Genomic DNA, 25,428 nt, shown 5'->3' on the forward strand with positions numbered 1-25,428 from the left:
CGGAGGGGGTGTCCGGTGGGGGACGTGACCCTCGTCGTCGTCGCCGGGACGACCGAGACGGCCGCGATCGACGGAATTAGCGCCGCGGGCGCCGACCCCGACCTGCGCGTCCACACGCCGAGCGCCGACCTCGAGATCGTCGCGTCCGGGCGCCCGGCCCCGGGCTCGCCCGTGCCGGTGAGCCCGGGCGGCTGTCCGACCCCCGCGGTCGTCACCCGCGCCGTCCGCGAGCTGCTCGGCCCCGAGTCGCTCCCAGCCGAGTTCATTGACGCCGGCCTGGGAGCGCCCACCGCGGCCGCCACGCGCGGCGTCGGCGCGGCGCCGGGCGGCGACGTGCGCGACCCGGAACCGGTCCCGGCGGCGGCGACCGTCTTCGAGCGCGCGCGGTCGCTGGCGCCGGACCTCGCCGCGTCCGGAGGCGGCGACGACGCGGGCGGCGACGGGGCGACCGAACTCCTCGTCGCGGAGACGATCCCGGGCGGAACGACGACGGCGCTCGGGGTCCTGACGGCGCTCGGCGAGCGCGCCGCGGTCTCCTCGTCGCTCCCGGCGAACCCGATCGAGCGCAAGCGCCGCGTCGTCGCCGAGGGGCTGGCGGCGAGCGGCCTCGACCCGGGCGGCGCGGCGGGCGACCCGATCGAGGCGGTCCGGCTGGCCGGCGACCCGGTCCTCGCCGCGGTCGCCGGGCTGCTCGTCGGCTGCGCGGACGAGGAGGTCGACGTCACGCTCGCGGGCGGCACCCAGCTCGCCGCCGCCGCGGCGCTCGCGCGACACGCCGGGGTCGACCGCCGGCTCCCGCTGGCGACCACGTCGCTCGTCGCCGACGACCCCACGGCGGACCTCCCGGCGCTCGCCGCCGACCTCGACCTGACGCTCGCGGCGGCCGACCCCGGGTTCGCCGAGGGCGACCACCCCGCGCTGGCGGCGTACGCCCGGGGCGAGGCGAAGGAGGGCGTCGGAATGGGCGGGACGCTCGCGCTCGCGGAGCGCGCGGGTGTCGCCGACGCCGCCGTCCGCGATCGGATCGCCGCCGTGACCGACCGGCTTCTCGCCGAGCGCGCGCCGCGCGACCCGGACGGCTCGACGCCGACGAGCGGGGGCGACCCGCCGTGAAGGGGCTCGTCCTCGCCGGCACCGCCTCCGGCGTCGGCAAGACCGTGGCGACGCTCGCGGCGCTGCGCGCGTTCGAGGCCGCGGGACGGACGGTTCAGCCCGCGAAGGCGGGCCCGGACTTCATCGACCCGAGCCACCACGCCCGGGTCGCGGGCCGGCCCTCGCGGACGCTCGACCCGTGGCTCCAGGGGCCCGGTGGGCTCCGCCGGAACTACGCCCGCGGCGAGGGCGACGTGTGCGTGATCGAGGGGATGATGGGGCTGTACGACGGCGACGCGGCGAGCACCGCCGGCGTCGCGGCCGCGCTCGACCTGCCGGTCGTCCTCGTCGTGGACGCGAGCGCGGGGATGGAGAGCGTCGCGGCGACCGCGCTCGGCTTCGCGGCGTACGCCGACCGGACGCCCCACGACCTCGACGTGGCGGGCGTGATCGCCCAGAAGGCCCACGGCGGCCGCCACGAGGACGGGATCCGCGAGGCGCTCCCCGACGGGCTCGACTACTGCGGCCGGGTCCCGCCGCGCGAGGACCTGGAGGTCCCCGACCGGCACCTCGGGCTCCGGATGGCCGAGGAGGCCCCGCTCGACGACGCGGCGCTCGACGCCGCCGCCGAGGCGCTCCGGACCGACCGGCTGCTCGACCTCGCGCGCGAGCCGACGCCCCGCGCGGAGGCGACCTCGGACGCGGGCGTCAGAGACGCCGCCGCGAGCCGCGGCGACGGCGACCCTCCGCGGATCGCGGTCGCCGACGACGCAGCGTTCCGGTTCGTGTACCCGGCCACCCGCGAGCGCCTCGCGGAGCGCGCGACGGTGGTCCCGTTCGCGCCGGCGGCCGGCGACGACCTCCCGCTCTGCGACGGGGTCTACCTCCCCGGCGGCTACCCGGAGCTCCACGCGGCGGCGCTCGCCGAGGGGCCGGCGCTCGACTCGGTCGCGGACGCCGCGGCCGAGGGGACCCCGGTACTCGGCGAGTGCGGCGGGCTGATGGCGCTCGCGGAGACGCTGACGACTGTCGAGGGCGACGCCCACGAGATGGCCGGCGTCCTCCCCGCGAGCGTCGAGATGCGGGAGCGGTACCAGGGGCTCGACCACGTCGAACTGCGCGCGCGGACCGAGACGCTCACCGCGGGCGCGGGCGACCGGCTCCGCGGCCACGAGTTCCACTACTCCGCGGCCGACATCGCCGACGACGCTCGGTTCGCGTTCGACGTGGAGCGCGGTACGGGCATCGACGGCGACCGCGAGGGGCTCGTCGAGCACCGGACCCTCGGCACGTACTGCCACGTCCACGCCGCGAGCGGGGCGTTCGACGCGTTCCTCGACGAGGTGGAGCGGTGACGGGGAGCGGTGTCCTCCCGGCCGCGGCGGTCACGCTGCTCGCCCCGCTCGCCGTCGCCGTCGCGCTCGACCTCGCGGTCGCGGAGCCGCCCCGGCGGGTCCACCCGGTCGCGCTGTTCGGGCGCCTCATCGGGCCCTTCGACCGCGAGTGGGGGCGTCCGGGACTCGTCGGCGCCGCGGTCGCGGTCGCGCTCCCGCTGGCCGCGGCGGCGGCCTGCGGCGGAGCGGTCCGCCTCGCGGCCGTCTACGGCCCCCGGCTCGGGGGGGTCCCGGTCCTCGCCGTCCCCGTCGCGGCCGCCGTCTGCTTCTCGACCGCGAGCCTGCGCATGCTGCTCGACGTGACGGGCGAGGTGGTCGCGGAGAGCGAGGCCGACCCCGACGCGGCCCGGGAGTCCGTCCGAGCGCTCGTCGGCCGCGACCCCGCCGCCCTCTCGCCGGCCGACCTCCGCAGCGCCGCGGTCGAGAGCGCCGCCGAGAACCTCGCGGACGGGTTCGTCGCGCCCCTCGCCTGGTTCGTCGCGGGCGCGACCGTCGCCGTCGCGCTCGCCGCGGCGGCGGGGGGCGCCGCCGTCCCGTCAGTCGCGCTCGCCGCCGGCGTCGCGGCCGCCGCCTGGGCGAAGGCCGTGAACACGCTCGACTCGATGCTCGGCTACCGCTCGAAGCCGGTCGGCCGGGCGAGCGCCCGCCTCGACGACGCCGCCATGTTCCTACCCGCGCGAGCCGCCGCGGGCTGTCTCGCGGTCGCCGCTCGGTCGCCCGGGAGCCTGCGACGGGCGCGGTCGCTGGCCCGCGAGCCCGCCTCGCCGAACTCGGGGTGGCCGATGGCGACGGCCGCGGTCGCGCTCGGCGTCCGCTTGGAGAAGCCGGGCGCGTACGCGCTCCCCGGGGGGCCCGAGCCGCCGACGCCCGCGGCCGCCCGTGACGCCGTGCGCCTCGTCGGCGCCGCCGGCGGGATCGCGGTCGCGGCCGCGGCCGGGTGGCTCCTCGCGCTCGCGGGGGTGATCGCGTGGTCCTGACGGTCGCCGCGCTCCGCGGCGCGCTCGGGTTCTGCTCGCGGGTCCCCGTCGGCCGCGACGAGGCGGCCTGGGAGGCGTTCCGGCGGACGCCCGCGGCCATGCCGGCGGTCGCCTACGCGCTCGGCACCTTGGTCGCGCTCCCGGTCGTCGCCGCGACGCTGCTCCCCGTCCCGGTCCCGTCCCCCACGGTCGCGGCGGCGGTCCCCGCGTGGCTGTACCTCGTCAGCGGGATCACCCACCTCGACGGCGTCGCCGACCTCGGCGACGCGGCGGTCGTCCACGGGGACGCCGAGGGCCGCCGCGAGGTGATGAAGGACTCGGCGCTCGGCGTCGGCGGCGCGCTCGCGGTGGCGCTCGTCGTCTTCGGCCTCGCGACGGCGGCGACGGTGGCGGTGGACCTCGCCCGGCTCTCGCTCGTCGACGCCGTCGCACTCGTCGTCGCCGCCGAGGTCGGCGCGAGGGGCGCCGCAGCCGCGCTCGTCTGCGTCGGCGAGGCCGCCCACGAGGGGCTCGGGTCGGCGCTGACCGCCGAGTCCGGCCCGCGGGACCTGACCTGGGTCGCGCTCGCGGCGGCCCCCGCCGCGCTGCTGGGCCCCGCCGCGGCCGCGGCGGGCGTCGGGTTCAACGCCGCGTTCGTCCCCGGCGCGGCGCTGGCCGCCGCGGGCGCCGTCGCCATCGTCGGCCTGGCGTGGGCGAACGTGCGCCTCGGCGGGGTCAGCGGCGACGTGCTCGGCGCGGCGACCGAGGTCGCCCGGGTCGTCGGGGTTCACGCGGGGGTGATCGCGTGGACGCTCTCGTGATGTGCGGCGGCCGGGGCACCCGGCTCGGCAAGGGCGAGAAGCCGCTCGCGGCGGTCGCCGGGCGGTCGATGGTCGACCGCGCGCTCGACGCGCTCGCCGCGAGCCGGGTCGAGACGGCGTACGCCGCCGTCTCCCCGCACACGCCGCGGACGCGCGAGCGACTGGTTGCGCGGCGGGACGGCGGTTCCGACGACCCGGACGCGGGTTCGGTCGACCTCCGGGTGCTCGACACGCCGGGCGACGGGTACGTCGCGGACCTCCGGGCGGCCCTCGAAGCCGGGCCGGACGCGCCGACGCTCACCCTCGCGGTCGACCTGCCGCTGCTCGACGGCCCGGCGGTCGACGCGGTCCTCGACGCGCACGCCGCCGCCGACGCCGACGCGCTCTCGGTCCGCGTGCCCGCGGCGCGCAAGCGGGAACTCGGCGCGAGCGCCGACGCCGCGACGCGGTACGACGAGGCGGACGGCGGTGGCGAGGCGAGCGACGAGGCGAACGGCGGCGAGGCGAGCGGGGAAGCCGCCGACGACCGCGTGCCCGCCGGGATCAACGTCGTCGGAGCGCTGGGCGACGCGGGCGACGAGGCCGTCCGGGCGACCCGCGACGCGCGTCTCGCCGTCAACGTCAACCGCCCTGGAGACCGCCGGCTCGCGGAGCGGCTGCTCACCGGCGACGGACCCGACTCGCTCCCGACCGGCGGGATCGACTGGCTCGACGCGACGGCGGCGCGCGGGGGAGGTGGGCGGTCGTGAACCGCGAGCGCGCCGCGGCGCTCGGCCGCGAGCCGCACGGGAGCAGCGACGACCCCGACCTGCTGGACTTCAGCGCGAACGCGAACCCCGAGGTCCCCGACGGCGTCGAGCGCGTCTACCGGGCGGCGTTCGAGCGGGCGCGGACGTACCCGCCCGAGCCGCCGGCGGCGTTCCGGCGGGCGGCCGCCGACTACGTGGGCTGCGACCCCGAGGACGTGGTCCCGGCCCCGGGCGGGCTGGCGGCGATCCGGGCCGCGGTCGCGCTCGCGGTCGACGAGGGCGACACCGCCCTGCTCCCGGCGCCGAGCTTCGGCGAGTACGCCCGCGAGGTCCGGCTCCGGGGCGGCGAGCCGTCGTTCGTCGACGCCGACCGCGTCCTCGACGCCGACCCGAGCGGCCACGCGCTGGCGGTCGTCTGTACCCCGAACAACCCCACTGGCACCGGCTACGACCGCGACGCGCTGCTCGCGTTCGCGGAGCTCTGTCGGGCGGCGGGAACCGTCCTGCTCGTCGACGAGGCGTTCCTCGGGTTCACCGAGCGCGCGTCGCTCGCGGGGACCGACGGCGTCCTCGTCGCGCGGGCGCTCACGAAACTGTTCGGGCTCCCCGGGATCCGGGCCGGCTTCGCGGTCGCGACGGGCGACCTCGGCGCGGCGCTGCGGGGCGCCCGCCGGACGTGGAACCTGGGCGCGCCGGCGCTCGCGACCGGCGAGTACTGCCTCCGACAGGACGAGTTCGTCGGCGAGACCCGCGAGCGCGTCCGGCGCGAGCGCGAGCGGCTGCGGGCCGCGCTCGGCGAGCGCTACGCGGTTGCCCCCTCGGAGGCGCCGTTCCTGCTCGTCGACGTCGGCGACCGCGACGTGGACGGCGTGATCGAGCGCGCCCGCGACCGGGGGGTCGCCGTCCGCGACGCGCGGTCCTTCCGCGGCCTCGACTCGCACGTCCGGGTCGCGGTGCGCCGCCCGGCCGAGAACGACCGGCTCCTCGCGGCGCTCGGCGTCGGCGACGGGAGCCGCGGTGACGGAGGTGTGGACGGCGATGTTTGAGGCGACCGTCAGCGAGGGCGTCCTCCGGCTCCGCCGACCGGGGACGCGCTGGCTCTCGACCGGGTGGGACGGCGGCCGGTCGCGGGCGGCGGCCGCGTACAACGTCACCGTCCCGGAGGGGTTCGACCGGACGGACCTCGCAGCCTACCGCGACGAGCGGCTGGCGCGGGCCGGATTCGCCGGTGAGGCCGACGACCCCGCCGGCGAGGGGGCGGACGCCGCCGCCGACGCGCCGCCGACGCTGTTTACCGGCGTCTCGATGGAGCACGCCCGGGCCGCTCGGCTCGGGCCCGCCGTCGCGTACGCGACCGTCGGTCTGTCGAACCCCGCGATGCTGCCGACGGCGCCCGCGGACGCGGCCGAGTCGCGAGAGGTGACGGAGGCCGCGGAGGGCCCGCCCGGCCCCGGGACGGTCAACCTGGTCGTCGGGACGACGCGGCGGCTGGCGCCCGGGGCCGCGGCGAACCTCGTCGCGGTCGCGGCCGAGGCGAAGGCGGCGACGCTGCTCGCGACCGCGGGGGTGCCCGGGACGACGAGCGACGCGGTCGTCGTCGCCGACGACTCCGGCGGGGAGCCGACCGAGTTCTCCGGGAGCGCCACGGCGGTCGGCGGCGCGGCCCGCGCCTGCGTCCGGGACGCGGTCCGCGCGAGCCTGCGGTCGCGGTACCCGGACGGCGACGTGCCCGGTCCGGCGGCCGACGCCGAACACGGCGTCGTCACCGACGAACGGGCGGAGGTCTTCGACCCATGACACCGAACGACGACACCACCGACGAGGCATCGACCGACGAGAACGGCGAGAGCAGCGAGAACGACGCGACACCGACCGCCGACCGGAGCCGCACCCCGGGCGGCGGCGAGGCCCCCGAGCCCGAGCCGATCGAGCCCGCCGCCCCCGAGGAGTTCGGGCTCGTTCAGGCCTGGTGGGGCGACGGCAAGGGGAAGACGACGGCGGCGATGGGGATGGGGTTCCGCGCCGCGGGGCACGGCTACCGCGTCCACATGCTCCAGCTGATGAAGGGCGGCGCCGACAGCGTCGAGGGCGTCCGCGGCGAGTACAACGCCATCGCCGCCGTCCCCGGGTTCAGCTACGAGAACGCCGGTCACTACGGCTGGCACGGCCTGCTCGACGGATCGGCCGACGACGAGCACGAGGCGAAGGCGGCGGCCGCCTTCGAGCGCGCGGAGGAACTCGTCGCGGGCGCGGCCGACGCGGCCCTGACCGAGCCGCTCCCGCTCGACGGCGACCCCGAGGACGGCGTCCACATGCTGATCGTCGACGAGCTGCTGTACGCGGCCGACCGCGGGCTCGTCGCCCCCGACGACGTCGTCGCCCTCGCCGAGTCGAAGCCCGACGACCTCGAACTCGTCCTCACCGGGAGCCACGCCGAGCCGGAGTACCTCGACGGCGTCGCCGACCTGATAACGAACGTCCGCAAGGTCGCGCACCCGTTCGACGACGGCCAGCGCGCCCGGCGCGGGACGGAGTACTGAGTGCCAAAGAGATGGCCGCTCCCGACGCCGACACCGTCCTGATCGCGGGGACCGCGAGCCACGTCGGCAAGAGCACGCTGGCGGCCGGGCTCTGTCGCCTGCTCGCGCGGCGGGGCGTCTCGGTCGCCCCGTACAAGGCCCAGAACATGAGCAACAACGCCCGGGTCGCGCTGACCCCGGACGGCGAGTGGGGCGAGGTCGGCGTCTCCCAGCACGTCCAGGCGCGGGCGGCCGAAGTCCCGGCGACGACGGACATGAACCCCGTGCTGCTCAAGCCCCGCGGCGGCGGCGAGAGCCAGGTCGTGATCGACGGCGAGGCGGTCGCGAACGCCCCGGCGAGGGAGTACTACGACGACCGCTGGGAGGAGGCGCGCGCGGCCGCGGTCGCGGCCCACGAGCGCCTCGCGGCCGCCCACGACGTGATCGTCGCCGAGGGCGCGGGGAGCGTCGCCGAGATCAACCTCCGCGACCGCGACCTCCCGAACGTCGAGTGCGCCCGGTTCGCGGACGCCGACATCCTGATCGCGGTCGACATCGAGCGGGGCGGGGCGTTCGCGAGCCTCTACGGGACCCTCGAACTGCTCCCCGACGACCTCCGCGAGCGCGTCCGCGGCGCCGTGATCACGAAGTTCCGCGGCGACCCGAGCCTCCTCGACCCCGGCATCGAGGGGATAGAGGCGCGGACGGGCGTGCCGGTGATCGGCGTCGTCCCGCACGACGACCCCGGGCTCCCGGCCGAGGACAGCCTCTCGCTGCCGGACGCGGGGGAGGACGGACCGAGCGAGGGCGACCGCGGCAGGGGCGTCCTCGGGGCCGACGACGGCGTCCCCGACGCGGCGGCCGTCCGGATCGGGGTCCCGCGGCTCCCGCGCATCTCCAACTTCACCGACCTGGAGCCGCTGGCGCGCGAGCCGGGGGTCCGCGTCGCCTACCTCCCGCTCGACGCCGCGCTCGACGGGGTCGACGCGGTCGTCCTCCCCGGGTCGAAGAACACGGTCGACGACCTGCTGGCGCTCCGCGACGCCGGCTTCGACGCGGCGCTGCGCGCGTTCGACGGCCCCGTGGTCGGCGTCTGCGGCGGGTACCAGATCCTCGGCGAGCGGCTCGTCGACGCGGCCGTCGAGGGCCTCGGCGACCGCGAGGCGGTGCCGGGGGTCGGACTCCTCCCCGTCGAGACCGAGTTCTCGACGGAGAAGCGCGTCGAGCGCGTCACGTGCGCCGTCGACGGCGTCGGCCCCATCGCGGGCGCCGCGGGGCGCGCGACCGGGTACGAGATCCACGCCGGGCGGACCCGGCTCCTCGGCGACGCGGCCGGCGAGGGGGCGGAGACCGCTGTCGCGACCGGGCCGCTCGGCGCGGGGAGCGTCGCGACCGACCGCGTCCTCGGGACGTACCTCCACGGGCTCTTCGAGACGGCGGCCGTGCGCGACGCCTTCGTTGAGCGGGTCTTCGCGCACGCGGACCGGGAGCGCCCGCGGGCCGAGGCGGCCGACCGCTCGCCGTACGAGCGCGCTGCCGACCTCGTCGCGGACCACGTGGACCTGCGCGCGGCCGGACTCGACGGCCTCTTCGGGCCGACGGAGTGACGCGGGGGCGGATTCGGCGGCGGAAGGTATATTGTTCCAAGTATCCAATACTGTGGCATGAGCGACGCAGCCGACGCGGACGAACCGGCGGGCGACGACGCGAAGACCGAGCGCGAGCGCATCCGCGAACGGAAGCGGCGGGAGCTCGAGGCGCGCCTCGGCGACGGCGAGGCGGTCGACGGGAGCGCCGAACCCGACGCCGGCGGCGAGTCGACGGCGACCCCGAGCGAGCCGATCCACGTGAACGGAATGGACGAGCTCCGGCGCGCGGTCGACGAGCACGACGTGGTCTTGGTGGACTGTTACGCCGACTGGTGCGGGCCGTGCCAGATGATGGAGCCGGCGATCGAGGCGCTCGCCGCCGAGACCGACGCGGCGGTCGCGAAGGTGGACGTGGACGCGAACCAGGCGGTCGCCCAGCAGCTGGGCGCGCGCAGCATCCCGACGCTCGTCCTGTACGCCGACGGCGAGGCGGTCGACCGCTTCGTCGGCGCGCAGGACCGCGCGACGCTTGAGTCCGCGATCGCCGAACACGCCGCCTGAGGCGAGTCGTCAGTTCCCGGCGGGCCGTCAGTTCCCGGCGAGCGTCTCCTCCAACAGCTTCCGCTGCGCCGTCGCGAGGTGCTCGGCGAACGTCGACGGAGAGATGTCGAGCGCGCCGGCGACCTCGCTCGCGTTGGCGTCGCGCGGGCGCTCGAAGTAGCCCATGCGGTAGGCGGTCCGCAGCACCTCGCACTGGCGGTCGGTGAGGCGGCCGCGGTCGACGAGCGTCCGGTCCGACGCCCCGTCGCCGCGCGCCGCGCCCTCGACGAGGTAGCGGACCTCGACGCGCTCCGCCGTCCCGTCGAGGGCGGAAACGATGTCGCGCAGGCGTTCGAGGTCGGGGAGGTGGAGCGTCAGGAGGAGGACGCCGTCCTCGGCGCGGGCGTCCGCGATCGGACAGTCGAGCTCCTCGATGATCCGGCAGGCGCACGCCCCGTCGCGGGGGCGCTCGTACCGGTACACGCGCTCGTCGCCGAGGTCGACGACGGAGGCGGGCTCCGGGACGCCCTCCGCGCCGTCGACCGCGTCCGGGTCGCGGGCGCGGAACTCCTCGGTGTGCGTGTCGCCCGCGTGCGTCCAGGTGACGCCCGTGATCGGGCCCTCGTGGGCGGTCGAGGCGGCGACGACCGGGCAGTTCCCCGTCCCGTGGATCGCGACGCCCGCGCGGACGCCGTCGGGCGTCGCGCCCGCGCCGCCGTCGGCCGGCTTCCCTCCGGTTCCCATCGGGTCGGGGTTAGTGCGACGGGCACAAAGGCCTGATCCCCGACGCGCGGACCGCTCCGGGGGGTCACACCGAGAACACCCGCAATACTGAGGGCCGGTCGGTATCGGTCCGCGGCCCGGAGTCGCGGCCGTGAACCGAGCGATCCACGTGGTCGGAGCGGTCGCCCTGACCGGCGCCGGCGCCGGGATGAGCGCCGCGGCGGCCGCGGGCCTTGCGGGCGGAACCGTCGGCGGACCGGAGCTACCGATCGGGGCGGCCGTCTTCGCGGTCGCCGCGGTGAGCCTCGGGCACACCGCCGCGAGGGAGACGCGGGACGCGCTGCGGACGGACGGCTTCGGCGTCACGCGGGTCGACCTCGGCAACGCGACCGCGGTGGCCGTCGCGGCGCCGGTCACGTACGCGCTCTCCGTGCGGGTCGGCGTCGGCGCGGTCGTGGCGTCCGCGCTCGTCGGGCTCTGCGCGCACCTCCTGACCGAGACGTACGGCGCCCCCGCGTACTGCGGCTCGTTCGTCGGGATGGCCACGCCCGCCGCCGACGCAGACCTCGCGTCGGTGGCCGCAGCCGGGCTCGCCGCCGCCGTCGCCTTCGTCGCCGCCAAGCGCGCGTTCAACGGGTTCGGCGGGAAGCTCGGGACGACGGCGTTCGTCGGCTGCCTGTCGGTGGCGGCGCTCGGCGGGCTGACGCCGGGCACCGGGACCGTCCCGGACCCGGCCGTCGCGGCGGGGCTTGTCGCCGCGGCCGCGGTCGCCGCGCCCGTCACGTTCCTCGTGAGCGTCCGGCTCGGCCACGGCCCGGTCGTCGCGAGCGCGGTCGTCGGGCTCGTCGCCGGCGTCGTCTGCCCGCCGCTGTTCGCCGCGGGCGACGCGGTCGCGGCGGTCGCCTTCTGCGCGTCGTTCGCCGGGATGGCCACGCCGGAGCGGATCCCCGGCCCAGGCGCGATGCTGCTTGCCGGCGCGACCGCGGGCGTCGGGTTCGTCGGCGCGGCGCCGTACGTCGTCGGCTTCGGCGGGAAGCTCGGCACCATCGCGTTCGCCGCCTGCCTCGTGACCACCGGCGCCCTGTCGCTCGGGCGCCAGGTCGCGCCGGTCGGCGGCGACGCCGTGACGGGGTGACGCGCAGCGGTCGGCGGTCGCGGGATTGCTACTTAAAACACCACGCAGTTCCGGCCGCATCGGGAGGGTCGTGGAGGCCCTACGTCGACCCGATGACCGATCCGACCGAGACGGCCGAGCGGCGCTTCGATTCGAACCCCACCGTCTGTCCGTTCTGTGGGGTCGGCTGCAGCGTCGAGTACGCCGGGCGCGGCAGCGCGACCGGCGTCGAGGGACCGGTGAACGACCGCGGCGAGATCTGTCCGAAGGGGGCGGCCGCGTTCGACGTGGTCGACAACGACGACCGCCTGACCGAGCCGCTGGTGCGTCACGACGGGACCTTCGTCACGGCGCCGTGGGAGGAGGCGCTCGACCGCGCGGTCGAGGGGATCGGCCGCGTCGTCGACGAGCACGGGCCGGACGCGGTCCAGTTCTTCGCGTCGTCGAACTGTACGAACGAGGAGAACTACGTCCTCCAGAAGCTCGCGCGGGTGCTCGGGACGAACAACGTCGACAACTGCGCGCGGCTCTGCCACGCCTCGACGGTCGCCGCGATGAGCGAGCGGTTCGGCGCGGGCGCGATGACGAACACCTTAGACGACCTCGGGGAGGCGGATTGCATCTTCGTCAACGGGGCGAACCCGGCCGAGCAGCACCCCGTCGCGTTCCGGTCGTACGTCCTCCCGGCGGTCCGCGACGGCGCGACGCTGGTCCACGTCGACCCGCGCGCGAACGACACGACCGAGGCCGCGGACGTCCACCTCCCGCTGCGGCCCGGCACCGACATCGAGGTGGCGAACGCGGTCGCCGCGGTGCTCGTCGAGGAGGACCTCGTCGACGAGTCGTTCCTCGCGGAGCGTACGACCGGCTTCGACCGCCTGCGCGAGCACCTCGCCGGCGTCGACGTAGCGGCCAACGCCGCGGCGGCCGGCGTGGAGCCCGAGGCGATCCGCGAGGCCGCCCGGGCGTACGGCGAGGCCGACCGCGCAGCGATCGTGACGGGGATGGGGACGAGCCAGCACCGCTGCGGCACCGACAACGTCCACGCCCTGCTCAACCTCGCGCTGCTGACCGGCAACGTCGGGCGGCCCGGGACCGGCGTGAACCCGCTCCGCGGGCAGAACAACGTCCAAGGCGCCAGCGACGTGGGCGGGCTCCCGAGCGTCCTCCCCGGCTACGAGCCCGTGACGGACCCGGAGGCCCGCGAGCGCGTCGCGGCGGAGTGGGGCATCGAGCCGCCGGCGGAGCCCGGGCTGACCGAGGTCGAGGCGACGCACCGCTTCGGCGACGAGGTGCGCGCGGCGGTCGTCTTCGGCGAGAACCCCGCGGTCACCGAGCCGAACGCGACCGCGGTCGCGTCGGCGTTCGACGACCTCGACTTCTGCGTCGTCATCGACCTCTTCGAGACGCGGACGGCGGCGCACGCGGACGTGGTCCTCCCCGGCAGCGCGTGGGCCGAGAAGTCCGGCACGGTGACGAACACCGACCGGCGCGTGCTGCGGATGCGCCCCAACGCCGACCTCCCGGGGAACGCCCGGCGCGACTTCGAGATCCTGACCGCGCTCGGCCGGCGGCTGACCGACCGTCCCGAGGCGTTCGACTACGACGGCCCGGAGGCGGCCTTCGACGAGCTGACACGCGTCGCGCCGATCTACGAGGGGATGAGCTACGCGGGGATCGGCGACGGCTACCAGCGGTGGCCGTTCGACGCCGACGAGGGGCGCGGCACGGAGGTGCTACACGCGGAGGCGTTCGCGACGGGCGAGCGCACCGCCCCCCTCGCGGTCGTCGACCCGGTCCCGCCCGCCGACGACCTCGACGCGGACGAACTGACCCTCACGACCGGGCGCGTGCTCCAGCACTTCAACAGCGGCGCGCTCAGCCGCCGCTCAGACCGGCTCACGGCGATGCGGGGCGAGGACGCCCTCCAGATCCACCCGAGCGACGCCGCCGACCGGGGCATCGAGGACGGCGACCGGGTGACCGTCTCGAACGAGCGCGGGAGCGTCGCGGTCGCGGCCGAGGTCACGCCGGCGGTGCGCGAGGGCGTCGCGTTCTGCACGTTCCACTACGCGGAGCCGCTCGCGAACGCGCTCACCGGCGACGCGCTCGACCCGGAGGCGAAGATCCCCGAGTTCAAACACTCGGCCGTCGCGGTCGAGCCCGCCGCCGATGCGGCCGACGGAGGCGAGGCGGCCGGCGACGACTGAGCTCGCCGACGCCGCGTTCCCGGCCGTCCGTCCCCGGTACTCGCCGCTGAGCCCGAGTATCGCCGGTGAGAAGCACGGGTTATCATTTATATAACCCAGGCGGAGAAGCCTCAGTATGGCTACATCTGGAGAGTACGGCCGGGACGACTTCGGCCAGGGCGGCCTGAACGAGGGGCTCGACGCGTCAGAGCTCGTCGACGAGATTGGGCTCAACGCGGACGAGATCGCGTGGCGGAAGGAGTTCGTCGGCTTCGACGCGGAGGACGAGCGCCGACTGAGCCGGTACGAGGACGCGTTCGCGGAGAACGCCGACCAGATAGCGGACGACTTCTACGAGAACCTCACCGGCCACCAGCAGACGGTCGACGTGATCGGTCGATCCGAGAAGGGGATCGAACAGCTCAAGCGGACGCAGTCGGCGTACCTCGTGACCCTCGCCGGGGGCGAGTACGGCGAGGAGTACTTCGAGGACCGGGCGCGGATCGGGAAGATCCACGACATGCTCGAGATGCCGATGAAACACTACCTCGGCCAGTACGGCGTGTACTACGACCTCATCCTGCCGATCGTCGGCGACCGGCTCGTGGACTCGCTCACCGACCGGCTGGCCCCCGACGCCGCCGGTGAGACGGTCGACGACGCGACCGCGGCGGCGGTCGAGGAGGAGGTCGACGACGCGATCGAGGACCTGCTCTCGATCCTCCGGATCGTCAACCTCGACATGCAGGTCGTCACGGACACGTATATCCACTCGTACAGCGAGAAGCTCTCGGCGGCGGTCGAGCAGAACGAGCGGCTGATGGCGGACGTGGAAGCGGAGGTCGAAGAGCCGATCGCCGACCTGCGCGAGTCGGCGAGCGACGTCGCCGACAGCGCCGCCGAGGTCGGCGACGCGGCCGAGGACCAGTCGCAGCAGGTCGCCGAGGTCTCCTCGGAGGTGGCGAACCTCTCGGCGACGGTCGAGGAGGTGGCGTCGACCGCCGACGAGGTCGAGCGGACCAGCGGCCGGGCGGAGACGCTCGCGGAGGACGGGGCGGACGCGGCCGACGACGCCGCGGCGGCCATGGACGACATCGGCGCCGCGGTCGACGAGGTGGCGGAGGACGTCGAGACGCTCCAGCAGCGGGTCGAGGAGATCGACGAGTTCGTCGACGCGATCAACGGCATCGCCGACCAGACGAACCTCCTCGCGCTGAACGCCTCGATCGAGGCGGCGCGCGCCGGGGACGCCGGCGCCGGCTTCGGCGTGGTCGCGGACGAGATCAAGTCGCTCGCGGAGGAGTCACAGGGCCACGCGAGCGACATCGAGGCGATGGTCGAGGGCATCCGCACCGACACGGAGGAGACCGTCGAGAGCCTCTCGGAGACGACGATCCGGGTCAACGAGGGGAGCGAGCGCGTCGACGACGCGACCGAGAGCCTCGCGGCCATCGCCGAGGCGGTGACGGAGACGGCGAACGGGATCGACGAGGTCTCGGACGTGACCGACGAGCAGGCCGCCGCGGCCGAGGAGATCGCCGCGACGGTCGACGGGGTGGTCGAGCAGTCGAACCGGATCAGCGAGCGGATGCGGGAGGTGGCCGAAGAGAGCGAGCGGCAGTCGGCGTCGGTCGAGACCGTCGAGCGGGCCGTTCGCCGGTTGACCGCGAACGACGGCGGATCGTCCGCGGCGTCTCACGCGGACGGCGGCCCTTCGGCGGCGTCTCGCACGGACGGCGGGCGGTCGGTGCCGGCCGGGCTCCCGGAGGGGATGCCGCAGTTCGTGATCGACCGCCTCTCCGACGAGGAGCTGCGGGCGATCGCGGCCGGAGAGCTGGAGATGGACGACCTGCGGTGAGCCGGCGGCAGTGAGCCGGCGGCGGTGATCCCCCGGTAGCGCCCCCGCCAGCGAGCCGGGGTCAGGGCGAGAAGTACGCGTCCGGGCCCCGAATCCCCGAGATCTCGCGGAGCGGACGGGCGCCGCACCGGCCGCAGGCGGCGGGCTCGTCGGGGTCGTCGGGGCGCGCGAACACCGTGCCGCAGGCGTCGCAGGCGACGTAGCGCAGCGCGAGCGACGGGGCGTCGGGCATGGGCCCCGTAGGCGGGCGACGCACTTGAACCGGCGCCTCGCGCGCGGTCCTCCCTTTCAGATTCGGCGTCGCCGCCCGGGCCGCTATTGCCCGGACCCGGCGTCGCCGGACGACTCGATCCGCGACTCGTACTTCGCCAGCGACTCGTCGAGCGCGGCGTCGGGGTCGATATCGGCCGCGTCGGCGAGCGCGAGCAGCGCGAACAGCGCGTCGCCGACCTCGTCGGTCGCGATCGCGGCGGCGTCCGGGTCCTCCCCGTAGTCGGTCGAGGTCGCCACCTCCTTCGCGACCTCGCCGACCTCGCTCTCCAAGTCGAGGACGCGGTACGCGAGGTCGGTCTCTAACCCGTGCTCGGCGACGAACGCGGCGACGCGGTCCTGCTCGTCCATGGGCGTCGCCTCCGCGCGATCGGGCAAAAGTCCCCCGCTGTCCGGTCGCCTTCGGTCGTGGCGAGGACGGCCGGTCGCGCAACCCCTAAGACGCGAGCGACCCCACGGACCGTATGAAAATCGCCATCTTGGGCGGCACGGGTGACATCGGCGAGGGGCTCGCGCTCCGGCTGGCGGCGGACACGCCCCACCGGATCGCGGTCGGCTCCCGAGAGGCCGAGAAGGCCGAGACCAAGGCCGAGGAGTACACGACCGAACTGGAGAGCCGCGGCCTCGACGCCGCGGTGACCGGCGGCGACAACGCCGCGGTCGCCGCCGACGCCCGGATCGTCGTCCTCGCGGTCCCGCCGTACCACGTCGGCGACACCGTCGAGGCGGTCGCGGGGTCGTTAGACGACGGCGACGTGCTGGTCTCGCCCGCCACGGGGATGAAACGCGACGAAGAGGGGTTCCACTACCACAAGCCCGGGGCCGGCTCGGTGACGCGGATCGTCGCGGACGCGGCGCCCGACGGCGTCGCCGTCGTCGGCGCGTTCCACAACCTCGCGGCCGCGCGGCTCGCGAACCTCGACGCCGAGCTGGGCGTCGACACGCTCGTGATCGGCGACGACGGGGACGCCAAGCGGACGGTCGCGGACGTCGCCGAGGGGATCGAGGGGCTGCGCGCGCTCGACGCCGGCGGGATCGCCAACGCACCCGAAATCGAGGGGCTCACGCCGCTTTTAATCAACGTCGCCGCGAACAACGACGGGCTCGACGACCTCGGCGTGCGGTTCCGGTAGCGCGGCTGGCGCGCCGCCGCCGTCGTCCGAATCGCGGCCGGACGGCGTTCCGTTAGGCCTTTGCGCGCCGGGGCCCTCCGGGCGGTAGATGGAGTACCTGGAGCGTCGGGTCGGGCTCGTCGAAGACCGGATCGAGTCGGTCATCGACGGCGTCGAGCCCGAGGAGCTGTCCGACGAGGTCGGGCACGTCGTCCTCGCGGGCGGCAAGCGCGTCCGGCCCGCGGTGACCGTCCTCGCCTGCGAGGCGTTCGACGGCGACCCCGAGGAGGCGGTCGACTTCGCGGCCGGCATCGAGTTCGTCCACAACGCCTCGCTCGTGATCGACGACATCATCGACCGCTCGGAGGTCCGCCGCGGCACCGACGCCGCCTGGGCCGAGTTCGGCTACGGGCCCGCGATCATCGCCAGCGACGGCCTGCTCGGCGAGGCGTTCGCGCTGTTCTCGACGGACCCGCGCGCGATGCGCACCGTCGCCGAGGCGATGGTCGAACTCGGCGAGGGCGAGGCGACGGAGCTGGCGGCGCGCCCGACGAACGAAGACGAGTACATGGAGCTCGCGCGCCGGAAGACGGGCGCGCTGTTCCGGGCCGCCGCCGAGCTGGGCGCGGTCGCCGGCGGCGCCGAGCCGCACGCGATCGACTCGTTCGGCGAGTACGCCGAGCGCGTCGGCGTCGCCTTCCAGATGCGCGACGACGTGTTAGACGCCACCGCCGACGCCGACGACCTCGGCAAGCCGACCGGGCAGGACGCCGAGATGGACCGCCCGTCGGTGCTCCAGGTCACGTCGCTGTCGCCCGAGGAGATCAACGAGCGCGCCCGGGCGGAGTCGGAGCGCGCGCTGGCCGCGCTCGACGACGCCGACCCGCCCGAGACGGAGGCGATCGAGTACCTCCGCGACCTCGCGGAGTTCGTCGTCGTCCGCGAGCGGTAAGCGGAACAGGGGTTTCGGGCCGCGCTGCTCGGCGTTCAGAGCTCGTAGCCCGCCTTCTCCATGAGGTCCGCGAACACGTCGGTCCCCATCGCCTGCTCGTAGACGATGGCGGTGAGCATCCCGCCGGGGTAGACCCCGCCGTTCCGGACGTGGTCGACCTTGTGGCAGTGCATCGGGTAGATGCCGGGGTCCGCGTCGGCCTCGAACTCGACGGTGTACCGCTCCGCGGGCGCGACGTTCACCACGTCCTCCGGGAGCTGCATCACCTCGGGGTACGCGGCGCCGTCCTTCTCGACGGTGCGGAACCGGTGGTTGTGCGTGTGCATCGGGTGCGACATGAACCCGGCGTTGACCATGTGGAGCCGCACCGTGTCGCCCTCGCTGACGACGATCGGCGAGCCGCGGTCGGGGTTGAACGTGTACGGCGCGACGCGGCCGTTGATCGTGAACGCGTCCGGCCGCCGGTTCTCGATGTCGTAGGTCGCGTCCTCGCCGCCGTACGACCGGGAGAGCCGCGTGTCCCAGTCTTTCAGCGTCATGAACCGCTCCACGTCGGCTTCGTCGTACCCCTCGGGGTCGATACGGAGGATCCCGTACATCCCCATGTCCATGTGCATCGGGGTGTTGAAGTGGCAGTGGTAGAGGTGGGTGCCGGGCACGTCGGCGCCGATCTCGTAGGTGTGTTTCTCGCCGGGCATCACCGTGATCCCGGTCGTCGACGGGACGCCGTCGTCCTTCCACGACTTCGAGACGCCGTGGAAGTGGAGCGTGTGGGGCATCTCCCCGTCGGTGTTGTCGAGCGTGATCGACAGGTCGTCGCCCTCGGTCGCGCGGAGGACCGGCCCGGGGACGCTCGGCGTGCCGTCGTCGGCCTGGAACGCCCACGTCACCGGCATCTCGACCGGCCCCCCGAGCGAGCCGCCGGGGTGGGCCGCGTGTCGGGCGTGGACCGAGCGCAGCGTCACCTCGCGGCCGCGCTCGTCGAGGTCGACGACCTCCGGCGACCCCGTCTCGGGGAGCGCGGGCCCGTCGTCGTCCGTCTGCGTCGGCTCCGCGCCGTCGCCGGTCGCGGCGGTGGAGACCGTCTGGCTCATACAGCCCGCCAGCCCGGCGACGCCCGAGAGCCCCGCCGCCTGGAGGATCGTTCGCCGCGCGAAGCCGCCGTCGGAGTCGGAACCAGCGTGGGTCATGTCTGGACCGAAGGGAAGCGGGACCATAACCGGGTCGCGGCTTCCCGATCGGAGGTACGACCGACGAACCTGTTCGGCCCGTAGTATATAAAAGAATCAGCCGCGGCGGGAGCGGGCGCGGATCAGTCGTCCGCCGGCTCCCCGGCGGGCGCGTCCGACTCGTCGCCGGCCGCCGCGTTCTCGCCGATCGGCTCGCTGTCCCAGTAGGCGTGGCCGTCGTCCGCGCGGAAGCAGGTCGCCGTCCGGCCGTCGCCCACGTCGTACCCCGGCGGCGCCGACTCGCGGCAGGCCGCGCGCGCCTCCGGGCAGCGGGTGTGGAACCGGCAGCCCGCCGGCGGGTTCCGCGGCGAGGGCACGTCGCCGCGGAGCGTCTCGAACTCCTCGTCGCGCGCCTCCGTGCTCGCGCGCGGGACGCTCGACAGCAGCGCCTTCGTGTACGGGTGCGCGGGGTCGTCGAAGATCTCCTCCACCGGCCCGATCTCGACGATCTCGCCGAGGTACATCACCGCGACGCGGTCGCAGACGTGCCGCACCACGCCGAGGTTGTGCGCGATGAACAGGAACGTGAGCCCGAAGTCGTCCTGGAGGTCTTCGAGCAGGTTCAGGATCTGCGCCTGAACGCTCACGTCCAGCGCCGACACCGGCTCGTCGAGGACGACGAAGTCGGGGTCCAGGGCGAGCGCCCGGGCGATCCCGATGCGCTGGCGCTGCCCGCCCGAGAACTCGTGCGGGTACCGGTCCATCTGGTCGGCGGAGAGGCCGACCCGTTCGAGCAGTTCGCGGGCCGTCTCGCGGCGCTGTTCCCGATCGGCGACGTCGTGGATGCGGAGCCCCTCCGTGATGATGTCGCCGGTGGTCATCCGCGGGTCGAGGCTGGAGAACGGGTCCTGGAACACGATCTGGGCGCGCCGGCGGAACTCGTTCAGGTCGCGGTCGGTCATCGCCCGAACGTCGGTCCCGTCGAAGGTGATCTCGCCGGCGGTCGGCTCGCGCAGGCGCAGCACCGTCTCGCCGGTCGTCGACTTCCCGCAGCCGGACTCGCCGACGAGCCCCAGCGTCTCACCCTCGCGCACGTCGAAGGAGACGCCGTCGACCGCCTTCACGCTCGACGATTCCTGCCCGAGCAGGCGGTCGACGATCGACGAGTCGTCCGCGTAGTACTTCTTCAGCCCGTCGACGGAGAGCAGCGGGTCGCTCATTCGCCCTCACCCCCGGGGCCGCCGAAGTGGTCGTCCGGGAGCGCGTCCGCCGGGTCGTACTCCCGCTCGGCGAGGACGCACTTGGCGCCGTGGTCGGCGGCGGCGTCGACGGTCGCCTCCGCGGGCTTGTCGAGGCACGCCTCCATCGCCTTCGGGCACCGGTCCGCGAAGTAGCACCGGTCGCCCATCTCGGCGTCGACCAGGCTCGGGACGTTGCCCGCGATCGGTTCGAGCCGCGGCCGCGGGTCGTCCACGTCGGGGATCGAGCCGAGCAGCCCCTGCGTGTACGGGTGGACGGTGTCCTCGAACACGGAGTCGAGCGTGCCGCGCTCGACGACCTCGCCGGCGTACATCACGCAGACGCGGTCGCACATCTCCGCGATCACGCCGAGGTCGTGGGTGATGAGCACGATGCTCATCCCGCGCTCGGCCTGGATCTCCTTCAGCAGGTTCAGGATCTGCGCCTGGATCGTCACGTCGAGCGCGGTCGTCGGCTCGTCGGCGATCAGCACGTCCGGCTCGCCGGCGAGCGCCTGCGCGATCATCGCGCGCTGGAGCATCCCGCCGGAGAACTGGCCGGGGTACTCGTCGACGCGGTCCTCGGGGTCGGGGATCCCGACCTGCCCGAGCAGCTCGACCGCCCGCTCCATGCTCTCCTCGCTCGTGTAGTCGCGGCCGGGGACGAGCCCGTCGAGGAGGTACTTGCCGAGCCCGTACCCCTGCGTCCGCGAGCGCGTCGAGCGGGGGTTCGCCCGCGCCCGGCGCTGCACCTCGACCGCCTCGGCGATCTGCTCGCCGACCGTGATCGAGGGGTTGAAGCTGCTCATCGGGTCCTGGAAGATGACGCTGAACGAGGGGCCGCGCAGCGACCGGCGCACGCTCGGCGGCACCGTCCGGAGGTCGACGTGGTCGCCGTCGACGTGGACCGCCTCCGTCCCGCGGAACTCCTCCGCGAGGTCGGGGTCGCGGTACCAGACCTCGCCGGCCGTGATACGGCCGGGCGTCTCGACGAGGTCGACGAGCGACAGCGCGGTCACGGACTTGCCGGACCCGGACTCGCCGACGACGCCGAGGATCTCGTCTTCCCGGAGGTCGAACGACACCGACTCCACCGCGTTGATCTGCCCCTCCTCGGTGAAGAAGCGCGTCGAGAGGTCCCGGACCGACAGCACGTCGTCGGCCGCGGGCAGCCCGGTCGGGGCCGCGCCGGCAGCGCCGACGGCGTCGGCCGTCGCGGCGTCGCTCGCGCCGCCGTCGGTCGCCGCGGCGAGGTCGTCGGGCGACCGCTCGGCGTCGCTCATGCGGCACCCCCTTCGCCCTCGATACCGGGGTCTAAGGCGTCACGCAGCCAGTCGCCGAGCAGGTTGATCCCGATCACCGACAGCATGATCGCGAGCCCGGGGATGGAGGCGATCCACCACTGCCCGGAGGAGACGTAGTCGCGCCCCTGCGCGATGTCGAAGCCCCACGACAGCGTCGTCCCCGAGAAGCCGAGGAACGACAGCGAGCTCTCCAGGAGGATGATCGCCGCCACCTGTACGGTCCCGAGGACGATGATCGGCGTGATCGCGTTCGGGAGGATGTGGCGGACGATGATCGTGTTGTCGTCGGCCCCGAGGGCGCGCGACGCCTTCACGTACTCCTGCCCGCGCAAGGAGAGCGCCTCCCCGCGGGCGACGCGGGCGAACCACACCCAGTTGACGAGGCCGACGACGATCACCACCGTTATCGGCAACACGAAGCTCTCGGGCATCTCCGGCGCGAGCCCGGCGACGACGAACGGGTCGGGGACGTTCACCGCCGCGCGCCCCCACAGCCCGATGAGCGCGACCGCCAGCACGAGCGAGGGGAACGCGAGGCTCACGTCCGCGATCCGCATCAGCGCGTCGTCGACGCGCCCGCGGTGGTAGCCGGCGAGCAGCCCGACCGGCACGCCGATCGACGCCGCCAGGAGCGTGCCGAGGACGCCGACGACGAGCGACGTGCGAGCGCCGTACACCACCCGCGAGAACATGTCGCGGCCGAGCCCGTCGGTCCCGAACACGTGGTCCGGGTCGGCCGTGATCTCGACCTCCTCGGTGACGGTCTGGATCTCGCCGTCGACCATCTGCGAGGAGGTCCGCTCGGCCGTCTGCGAGAAGCCGAGCGGCGGTAGCTCGCTCTCGTTGAGCTGTTGGTCGGTCGGGTTGTGGGGCGCGACGAACGGGGCGAACACGGCGGTCAACACGATGACCACCACGAGCGCCAGCCCGAGTTTCGCGAGCCCGCTCTGTCTGAACTCCTTCTTGAGATTGCGTATGACACGTGAAGAGACCATGTTAGTCGGTCACCACCTCCGGGTCGAGGTAGGCGTACACCACGTCGACGAGGATGTTGACGAGGACGAAGCTCGTCCCGATGACGATCAGGCTGCCCTGGAGCGCGGGCCAGTCGCGCTGGTTGATGCTCTCGATGACCAGCGTGCCGAGCCCCGGCCACGAGAACACCGCCTCCGTGATCACGGCGCCGCCGATCAGCGTCCCGAGCTGGAGCCCGAGGACGGTGATAACGGGGATCAGCGTGTTCCGGAGCGCGTGCTTGTACCGGATCAGAGTCCGCGGGAGCCCCTTGGCCCGCGCGGCCTGGACGTAGCCCTTGCTGAGCTCGTCGAGCATGCCCGACCGCGTCAGCCGGGTGATGAGCGCCATGAAGTAGGTCCCCAAGGCGATGGACGGCAGGGTGATGTACGCGAGCCACGTCAACAGCGTCCCGACGAACGGCTCGGCGTTGACCACCGACAGCGCCACGTCGCCGACGTCGGCGCCGCGGCCGCTGGTGTTGAAGATGTTGAACTCCACGGCGAAGATCAGGATGAGCATGATCCCGAGCCAGAAGTTCGGCGTCGAGATGCCGCCGAGCGACAGCAGGGTCGCGCCGTAGTCGACCGGCTCGTTGCGGCGGGTCGCGCTGATCACGCCGAGCGGGATGGCGAGGACGATGGCGACGATGCTGGCGGCGACGGCGAGCTCGATCGTCGCGGGCAGGCGCTCGAAGACGAGCGTCGTGACCTCCTGGCCGCGGATGTACGACCGGCCCATGTCGCCCTGAAGCAGTTCGAAGACGTACCGCCCGTACTGGATGTACAGCGGCTGGTCGAGGCCGAGCTCGGCCGCGATCGCCTGTCGCGTCTCCTGTGACGCGTCGAGCGGTGCCACCGCGTTGATCGGGCTGCCGGGGGTGACGAACCGGAGCGCGAACACGACGGTGACGACGCCCCAGACGACCCCGATCCCCTGGAGGCTTCTTTTGAGTACGAATCTTCCGAATGACATTAATAACGATATTGGGAGATGGCGGAGGCGTTACTGCCGGGTGGCGGTGTCCGGGTCGATGAACTCGTCGGCCCGCGGCTCCCACGAGATCTCGTTCGAGACGCCGTAGACGCTGAACTGCTGGTGCATGAACACCCACGGCGCGAGGTCGTGGGCGAGCTGGTTCGCCTCCTGGAGGATGTCGACGCGCTCCTCGGTGTCCTGCGTCGTCTCGGCCTCGTTGAGCAGCGCGTCGAGGTCGTCGTTCTTCAGGATCGTCAGCGCCCCCTCGGAGGACATCAGCGGCGTCATGGTCTGACTGCCGTCGAACTCGCCGTTCCCCCAGCCGAGGAGGTTGAAGTGCGGCTTGTCCTCGATGTTGCCCGTCGTGATGTCCTGGACGAGCGAGGAGAACTCGCGCTGTTGGACCTCACAGGAGACGTTCGACAGCGAGTCGATCTGGTTCGCCGCGGCCTGCGCGATCTCCACGTCGCGGAGGTAGCGACCGATCGGGGTCTGGAGCGTGATCTCGACGCCCGCGTGGCCGGACTCCTCGACGAGCCGCTCCGCCTCGTCGGGGTCGTACGGGTACGGGTCGATGTCGGGGTTGTAGCCGACGTGGCCCTCCAGCGTCGGCTGGCCGGTGATGTTCCCGAAGCCGTTGAGCACGTTCTCGATGATGCTCTCGACGTCGACGGCGTAGTTCATCGCCTGCCGGAACTGCTGGCTGGAGAACGGCTCCACGTCGTACCGCATCTGGAGGAAGATGATCCGCGCGCTGGGCACGGAGTTGATCGTCGCCACGTCCGAGCTGTTCACCCGGGAGACCTCGTTCGGCGGCACGTTGGTCACGATGTCCGTCTCCTCGGCGAGCAGCTGGTTGACCCGCGTGCTCGACTCGCTGGAGGCGGTCATGGTGAGCTCGTCGACCTCGGGCGCGCCGTCCCAGTACTCCTCGTTCGGCTCGTAGACGACCTGGTTGCCCGACTCGTAGTTCGTGAGGCGGAACGGCCCCGTCCCGTTGGCGTTCCGGTTGATGTAGTCGCTGCCGTTCTCCTCGATCCACGACTGCTGGACGATCGGGCCGTTCGTCGCGAACAGCTGGAAGGCGATCGGGTTGTAGCCGTCGAAGGAGACGGTCACCTGCCCGTCGCCGGTGGCGACCTCAGTGACCGGCCCGAGGTCGTTCGACTGCGGGCTGGCGATGCCGACGTCCTCGAACACGATCCGCCGGATGCTGTACCGGACGTCCTGCGGCGTGACCTCGTCGCCGTTGTGGAACGTGAGGCCGTCGCGCAGCATGAAGCGGACGTCGCCGTCCTCGGTGCGCTCCCACTCGTCCGCGAGGCCGGCGATGATGCCGCCCTGCTTGTCGCGGTCGAGGAGCCCCTCGTACAGCTGGCCGACGATGATCTCGGTGTTCGTCTCGGCGTGGTCCTGCGGGTCGAGCCCGGAGTCCATCTGCCCCATGGTGACGCCGAGTTCGAACGTGTCGTCGCCGCCGTCGCCGCCGTCGGATCCGTCCGACCCGTCGGAGCCGTCCCCGCCGTCCATACCGTCGCCGCCGTCGGACCCGTCGCCGCCGTCGCCGCCGTCGCCGCCGCCGGCGCAGCCCGCGAGACCGACAGCACCGGCCGTTCCGGCGTACTTGAGCACCGTCCGCCTGTCGACATGATCGTCGTTGTCAGTAGGCATAGGCGATCCCATACGATAGAGAGTTATGAACCTACCGGCAGACACGGCCCCTTTCGGGACCGACTGCTCGCGATGGGCTGACAGTAGTGGGGCCGAGTCGGCGGGGTGAGCGCCGCCGAACTCGGCTCATCGGGCGCGAGCGGAAACCGACGGGTATGTAGGGCCCCCGGCGGTAG

24 protein-coding genes are annotated in these 25,428 nt (G+C 74.0%); 15 read left to right on the forward strand and 9 right to left on the reverse strand.

The window, feature by feature from the left end; genetic code table 11:
- Nucleotides 1-15 precede the first annotated feature (15 nt).
- From HPS36_RS04770 to trxA, 10 genes are read left to right on the forward strand one after another with little or no spacing between them, the layout of a single operon-like run.
- Complete coding sequence (locus HPS36_RS04770; RefSeq protein WP_173228782.1) at nt 16-1,113, forward strand: nicotinate-nucleotide--dimethylbenzimidazole phosphoribosyltransferase; 1,098 nt, start codon at nt 16-18, stop codon at nt 1,111-1,113.
- Nucleotides 1,110-2,447 carry a cobyrinic acid a,c-diamide synthase gene (locus HPS36_RS04775; RefSeq protein WP_173228784.1) on the forward strand — a complete coding sequence of 446 codons (1,338 nt, stop codon included), beginning with the start codon at nt 1,110-1,112 and terminating at the stop codon, nt 2,445-2,447. The genes HPS36_RS04770 and HPS36_RS04775 overlap by 4 nt, the downstream gene beginning before the upstream one ends.
- A complete protein-coding gene (locus HPS36_RS04780) occupies nt 2,444-3,463 on the forward strand; it encodes a CobD/CbiB family cobalamin biosynthesis protein (protein WP_173228786.1) in 1,020 nt (339 codons plus the stop codon). The genes HPS36_RS04775 and HPS36_RS04780 overlap by 4 nt, the downstream gene beginning before the upstream one ends.
- Entirely contained in the window at nt 3,454-4,263 is an 810-nt protein-coding gene (locus HPS36_RS04785) for an adenosylcobinamide-GDP ribazoletransferase (protein WP_173228788.1), read from the forward strand. Before HPS36_RS04780 ends, HPS36_RS04785 begins: the two co-directional genes overlap by 10 nt.
- Nucleotides 4,263-5,012: an NTP transferase domain-containing protein gene (locus HPS36_RS04790; protein WP_173230787.1), complete on the forward strand. Its 750-nt coding sequence runs from the start codon at nt 4,263-4,265 to the stop codon at nt 5,010-5,012. Before HPS36_RS04785 ends, HPS36_RS04790 begins: the two co-directional genes overlap by 1 nt.
- Nucleotides 5,009-6,058: an aminotransferase class I/II-fold pyridoxal phosphate-dependent enzyme gene (locus tag HPS36_RS04795; protein WP_173228790.1), complete on the forward strand. Its 1,050-nt coding sequence runs from the start codon at nt 5,009-5,011 to the stop codon at nt 6,056-6,058. Before HPS36_RS04790 ends, HPS36_RS04795 begins: the two co-directional genes overlap by 4 nt.
- The gene (locus tag HPS36_RS04800; protein ID WP_173228792.1) at nt 6,051-6,809 is read left to right on the forward strand and encodes an adenosylcobinamide amidohydrolase; all 759 of its coding nucleotides are present in this window, start codon (nt 6,051-6,053) and stop codon (nt 6,807-6,809) included. The genes HPS36_RS04795 and HPS36_RS04800 overlap by 8 nt, the downstream gene beginning before the upstream one ends.
- Complete coding sequence (locus HPS36_RS04805) at nt 6,806-7,552, forward strand: cob(I)yrinic acid a,c-diamide adenosyltransferase (protein ID WP_173228794.1); 747 nt, start codon at nt 6,806-6,808, stop codon at nt 7,550-7,552. Before HPS36_RS04800 ends, HPS36_RS04805 begins: the two co-directional genes overlap by 4 nt.
- 11 nt (nt 7,553-7,563) lie before the next feature.
- Complete coding sequence (locus HPS36_RS04810) at nt 7,564-9,138, forward strand: cobyric acid synthase (RefSeq protein ID WP_173228796.1); 1,575 nt, start codon at nt 7,564-7,566, stop codon at nt 9,136-9,138.
- 57 nt (nt 9,139-9,195) lie between these two features.
- A complete protein-coding gene (trxA, locus tag HPS36_RS04815) occupies nt 9,196-9,681 on the forward strand; it encodes a thioredoxin (protein ID WP_173228799.1) in 486 nt (161 codons plus the stop codon).
- A gap of 27 nt (nt 9,682-9,708) precedes the next feature.
- Here trxA and HPS36_RS04820 read toward each other — a convergent pair whose 3' ends face one another.
- Complete coding sequence (locus HPS36_RS04820) at nt 9,709-10,404, reverse strand: helix-turn-helix domain-containing protein (RefSeq protein WP_137716431.1); 696 nt, start codon at nt 10,402-10,404, stop codon at nt 9,709-9,711.
- Between the two features lie 187 nt (nt 10,405-10,591).
- On the opposite strand from HPS36_RS04820, the gene HPS36_RS04825 reads away from it, so the two are divergent.
- From HPS36_RS04825 to HPS36_RS04835, 3 genes are all read left to right on the forward strand, one after another.
- On the forward strand, nt 10,592-11,518 hold the full coding sequence (locus HPS36_RS04825) for a hypothetical protein (RefSeq protein ID WP_173230788.1): 927 nt from the start codon (nt 10,592-10,594) through the stop codon (nt 11,516-11,518).
- 92 nt (nt 11,519-11,610) lie between these two features.
- Complete coding sequence (fdhF, locus tag HPS36_RS04830) at nt 11,611-13,707, forward strand: formate dehydrogenase subunit alpha (RefSeq protein ID WP_173228801.1); 2,097 nt, start codon at nt 11,611-11,613, stop codon at nt 13,705-13,707.
- 115 nt (nt 13,708-13,822) lie between these two features.
- A complete protein-coding gene (locus HPS36_RS04835; RefSeq protein WP_235681740.1) occupies nt 13,823-15,544 on the forward strand; it encodes a globin-coupled sensor protein in 1,722 nt (573 codons plus the stop codon).
- A gap of 61 nt (nt 15,545-15,605) precedes the next feature.
- Here the strand turns inward: HPS36_RS04835 and HPS36_RS04840 are convergent, their stop codons facing one another.
- Nucleotides 15,606-15,776, reverse strand: coding sequence for a hypothetical protein (locus HPS36_RS04840; protein WP_173228803.1), 171 nt, complete (start codon nt 15,774-15,776; stop codon nt 15,606-15,608).
- Between the two features lie 83 nt (nt 15,777-15,859).
- Nucleotides 15,860-16,165: a MazG-like family protein gene (locus tag HPS36_RS04845; protein WP_173228805.1), complete on the reverse strand. Its 306-nt coding sequence runs from the start codon at nt 16,163-16,165 to the stop codon at nt 15,860-15,862.
- A gap of 113 nt (nt 16,166-16,278) precedes the next feature.
- Between HPS36_RS04845 and npdG the strand changes: the two genes are divergently transcribed.
- Nucleotides 16,279-16,947 carry an NADPH-dependent F420 reductase gene (gene npdG / locus HPS36_RS04850; RefSeq protein ID WP_173228807.1) on the forward strand — a complete coding sequence of 223 codons (669 nt, stop codon included), beginning with the start codon at nt 16,279-16,281 and terminating at the stop codon, nt 16,945-16,947.
- Nucleotides 16,948-17,035: 88 nt separating this feature from the next.
- Entirely contained in the window at nt 17,036-17,878 is an 843-nt protein-coding gene (locus HPS36_RS04855; protein WP_173228809.1) for a polyprenyl synthetase family protein, read from the forward strand.
- 35 nt (nt 17,879-17,913) lie between these two features.
- Here the strand turns inward: HPS36_RS04855 and HPS36_RS04860 are convergent, their stop codons facing one another.
- From HPS36_RS04860 to HPS36_RS04885, 6 genes are all read right to left on the reverse strand, one after another.
- Nucleotides 17,914-19,068, reverse strand: coding sequence for a multicopper oxidase domain-containing protein (locus tag HPS36_RS04860; RefSeq protein ID WP_173228812.1), 1,155 nt, complete (start codon nt 19,066-19,068; stop codon nt 17,914-17,916).
- A 122-nt stretch (nt 19,069-19,190) separates the two neighbouring features.
- Nucleotides 19,191-20,267, reverse strand: coding sequence for an ABC transporter ATP-binding protein (locus HPS36_RS04865; protein ID WP_121561512.1), 1,077 nt, complete (start codon nt 20,265-20,267; stop codon nt 19,191-19,193).
- Nucleotides 20,264-21,568 carry an ABC transporter ATP-binding protein gene (locus HPS36_RS04870; RefSeq protein ID WP_235681741.1) on the reverse strand — a complete coding sequence of 435 codons (1,305 nt, stop codon included), beginning with the start codon at nt 21,566-21,568 and terminating at the stop codon, nt 20,264-20,266. The genes HPS36_RS04865 and HPS36_RS04870 overlap by 4 nt, the downstream gene beginning before the upstream one ends.
- Nucleotides 21,565-22,584 carry an ABC transporter permease gene (locus HPS36_RS04875; RefSeq protein WP_173228814.1) on the reverse strand — a complete coding sequence of 340 codons (1,020 nt, stop codon included), beginning with the start codon at nt 22,582-22,584 and terminating at the stop codon, nt 21,565-21,567. The genes HPS36_RS04870 and HPS36_RS04875 overlap by 4 nt, the downstream gene beginning before the upstream one ends.
- 1 nt (nt 22,585) lies before the next feature.
- On the reverse strand, nt 22,586-23,578 hold the full coding sequence (locus HPS36_RS04880) for an ABC transporter permease (protein WP_121561510.1): 993 nt from the start codon (nt 23,576-23,578) through the stop codon (nt 22,586-22,588).
- A gap of 30 nt (nt 23,579-23,608) precedes the next feature.
- Nucleotides 23,609-25,252 carry an ABC transporter substrate-binding protein gene (locus tag HPS36_RS04885; RefSeq protein WP_173228816.1) on the reverse strand — a complete coding sequence of 548 codons (1,644 nt, stop codon included), beginning with the start codon at nt 25,250-25,252 and terminating at the stop codon, nt 23,609-23,611.
- Nucleotides 25,253-25,428 lie beyond the last annotated feature (176 nt).

The sequence above is a fragment of the Halorubrum salinarum genome (genome assembly GCF_013267195.1).
Classification (GTDB): Archaea; Halobacteriota; Halobacteria; order Halobacteriales; family Haloferacaceae; genus Halorubrum; species Halorubrum salinarum.

What these genes read in the sequence shown, in the direction of transcription:
- HPS36_RS04790 (WP_173230787.1), top strand. Translation starts at nt 4,263, where the DNA reads ATGTGCGGCGGCCGGGGCACCCGGCTCGGCAAGGGCGAGAAGCCGCTC.
- HPS36_RS04800 (WP_173228792.1), top strand. Translation starts at nt 6,051, where the DNA reads ATGTTTGAGGCGACCGTCAGCGAGGGCGTCCTCCGGCTCCGCCGACCG.
- HPS36_RS04805 (WP_173228794.1), top strand. Translation starts at nt 6,806, where the DNA reads ATGACACCGAACGACGACACCACCGACGAGGCATCGACCGACGAGAAC.
- HPS36_RS04810 (WP_173228796.1), top strand. Translation starts at nt 7,564, where the DNA reads ATGGCCGCTCCCGACGCCGACACCGTCCTGATCGCGGGGACCGCGAGC.
- trxA (WP_173228799.1), top strand. Translation starts at nt 9,196, where the DNA reads ATGAGCGACGCAGCCGACGCGGACGAACCGGCGGGCGACGACGCGAAG.
- HPS36_RS04820 (WP_137716431.1), bottom strand. Translation starts at nt 10,404, where the DNA reads ATGGGAACCGGAGGGAAGCCGGCCGACGGCGGCGCGGGCGCGACGCCC.
- HPS36_RS04825 (WP_173230788.1), top strand. Translation starts at nt 10,592, where the DNA reads ATGAGCGCCGCGGCGGCCGCGGGCCTTGCGGGCGGAACCGTCGGCGGA.
- fdhF (WP_173228801.1), top strand. Translation starts at nt 11,611, where the DNA reads ATGACCGATCCGACCGAGACGGCCGAGCGGCGCTTCGATTCGAACCCC.
- HPS36_RS04835 (WP_235681740.1), top strand. Translation starts at nt 13,823, where the DNA reads ATGGCTACATCTGGAGAGTACGGCCGGGACGACTTCGGCCAGGGCGGC.
- HPS36_RS04840 (WP_173228803.1), bottom strand. Translation starts at nt 15,776, where the DNA reads ATGCCCGACGCCCCGTCGCTCGCGCTGCGCTACGTCGCCTGCGACGCC.
- HPS36_RS04845 (WP_173228805.1), bottom strand. Translation starts at nt 16,165, where the DNA reads ATGGACGAGCAGGACCGCGTCGCCGCGTTCGTCGCCGAGCACGGGTTA.
- npdG (WP_173228807.1), top strand. Translation starts at nt 16,279, where the DNA reads ATGAAAATCGCCATCTTGGGCGGCACGGGTGACATCGGCGAGGGGCTC.
- HPS36_RS04855 (WP_173228809.1), top strand. Translation starts at nt 17,036, where the DNA reads ATGGAGTACCTGGAGCGTCGGGTCGGGCTCGTCGAAGACCGGATCGAG.
- HPS36_RS04860 (WP_173228812.1), bottom strand. Translation starts at nt 19,068, where the DNA reads ATGACCCACGCTGGTTCCGACTCCGACGGCGGCTTCGCGCGGCGAACG.
- HPS36_RS04865 (WP_121561512.1), bottom strand. Translation starts at nt 20,267, where the DNA reads ATGAGCGACCCGCTGCTCTCCGTCGACGGGCTGAAGAAGTACTACGCG.
- HPS36_RS04870 (WP_235681741.1), bottom strand. Translation starts at nt 21,568, where the DNA reads ATGAGCGACGCCGAGCGGTCGCCCGACGACCTCGCCGCGGCGACCGAC.
- HPS36_RS04875 (WP_173228814.1), bottom strand. Translation starts at nt 22,584, where the DNA reads ATGGTCTCTTCACGTGTCATACGCAATCTCAAGAAGGAGTTCAGACAG.
- HPS36_RS04880 (WP_121561510.1), bottom strand. Translation starts at nt 23,578, where the DNA reads ATGTCATTCGGAAGATTCGTACTCAAAAGAAGCCTCCAGGGGATCGGG.
- HPS36_RS04885 (WP_173228816.1), bottom strand. Translation starts at nt 25,252, where the DNA reads ATGCCTACTGACAACGACGATCATGTCGACAGGCGGACGGTGCTCAAG.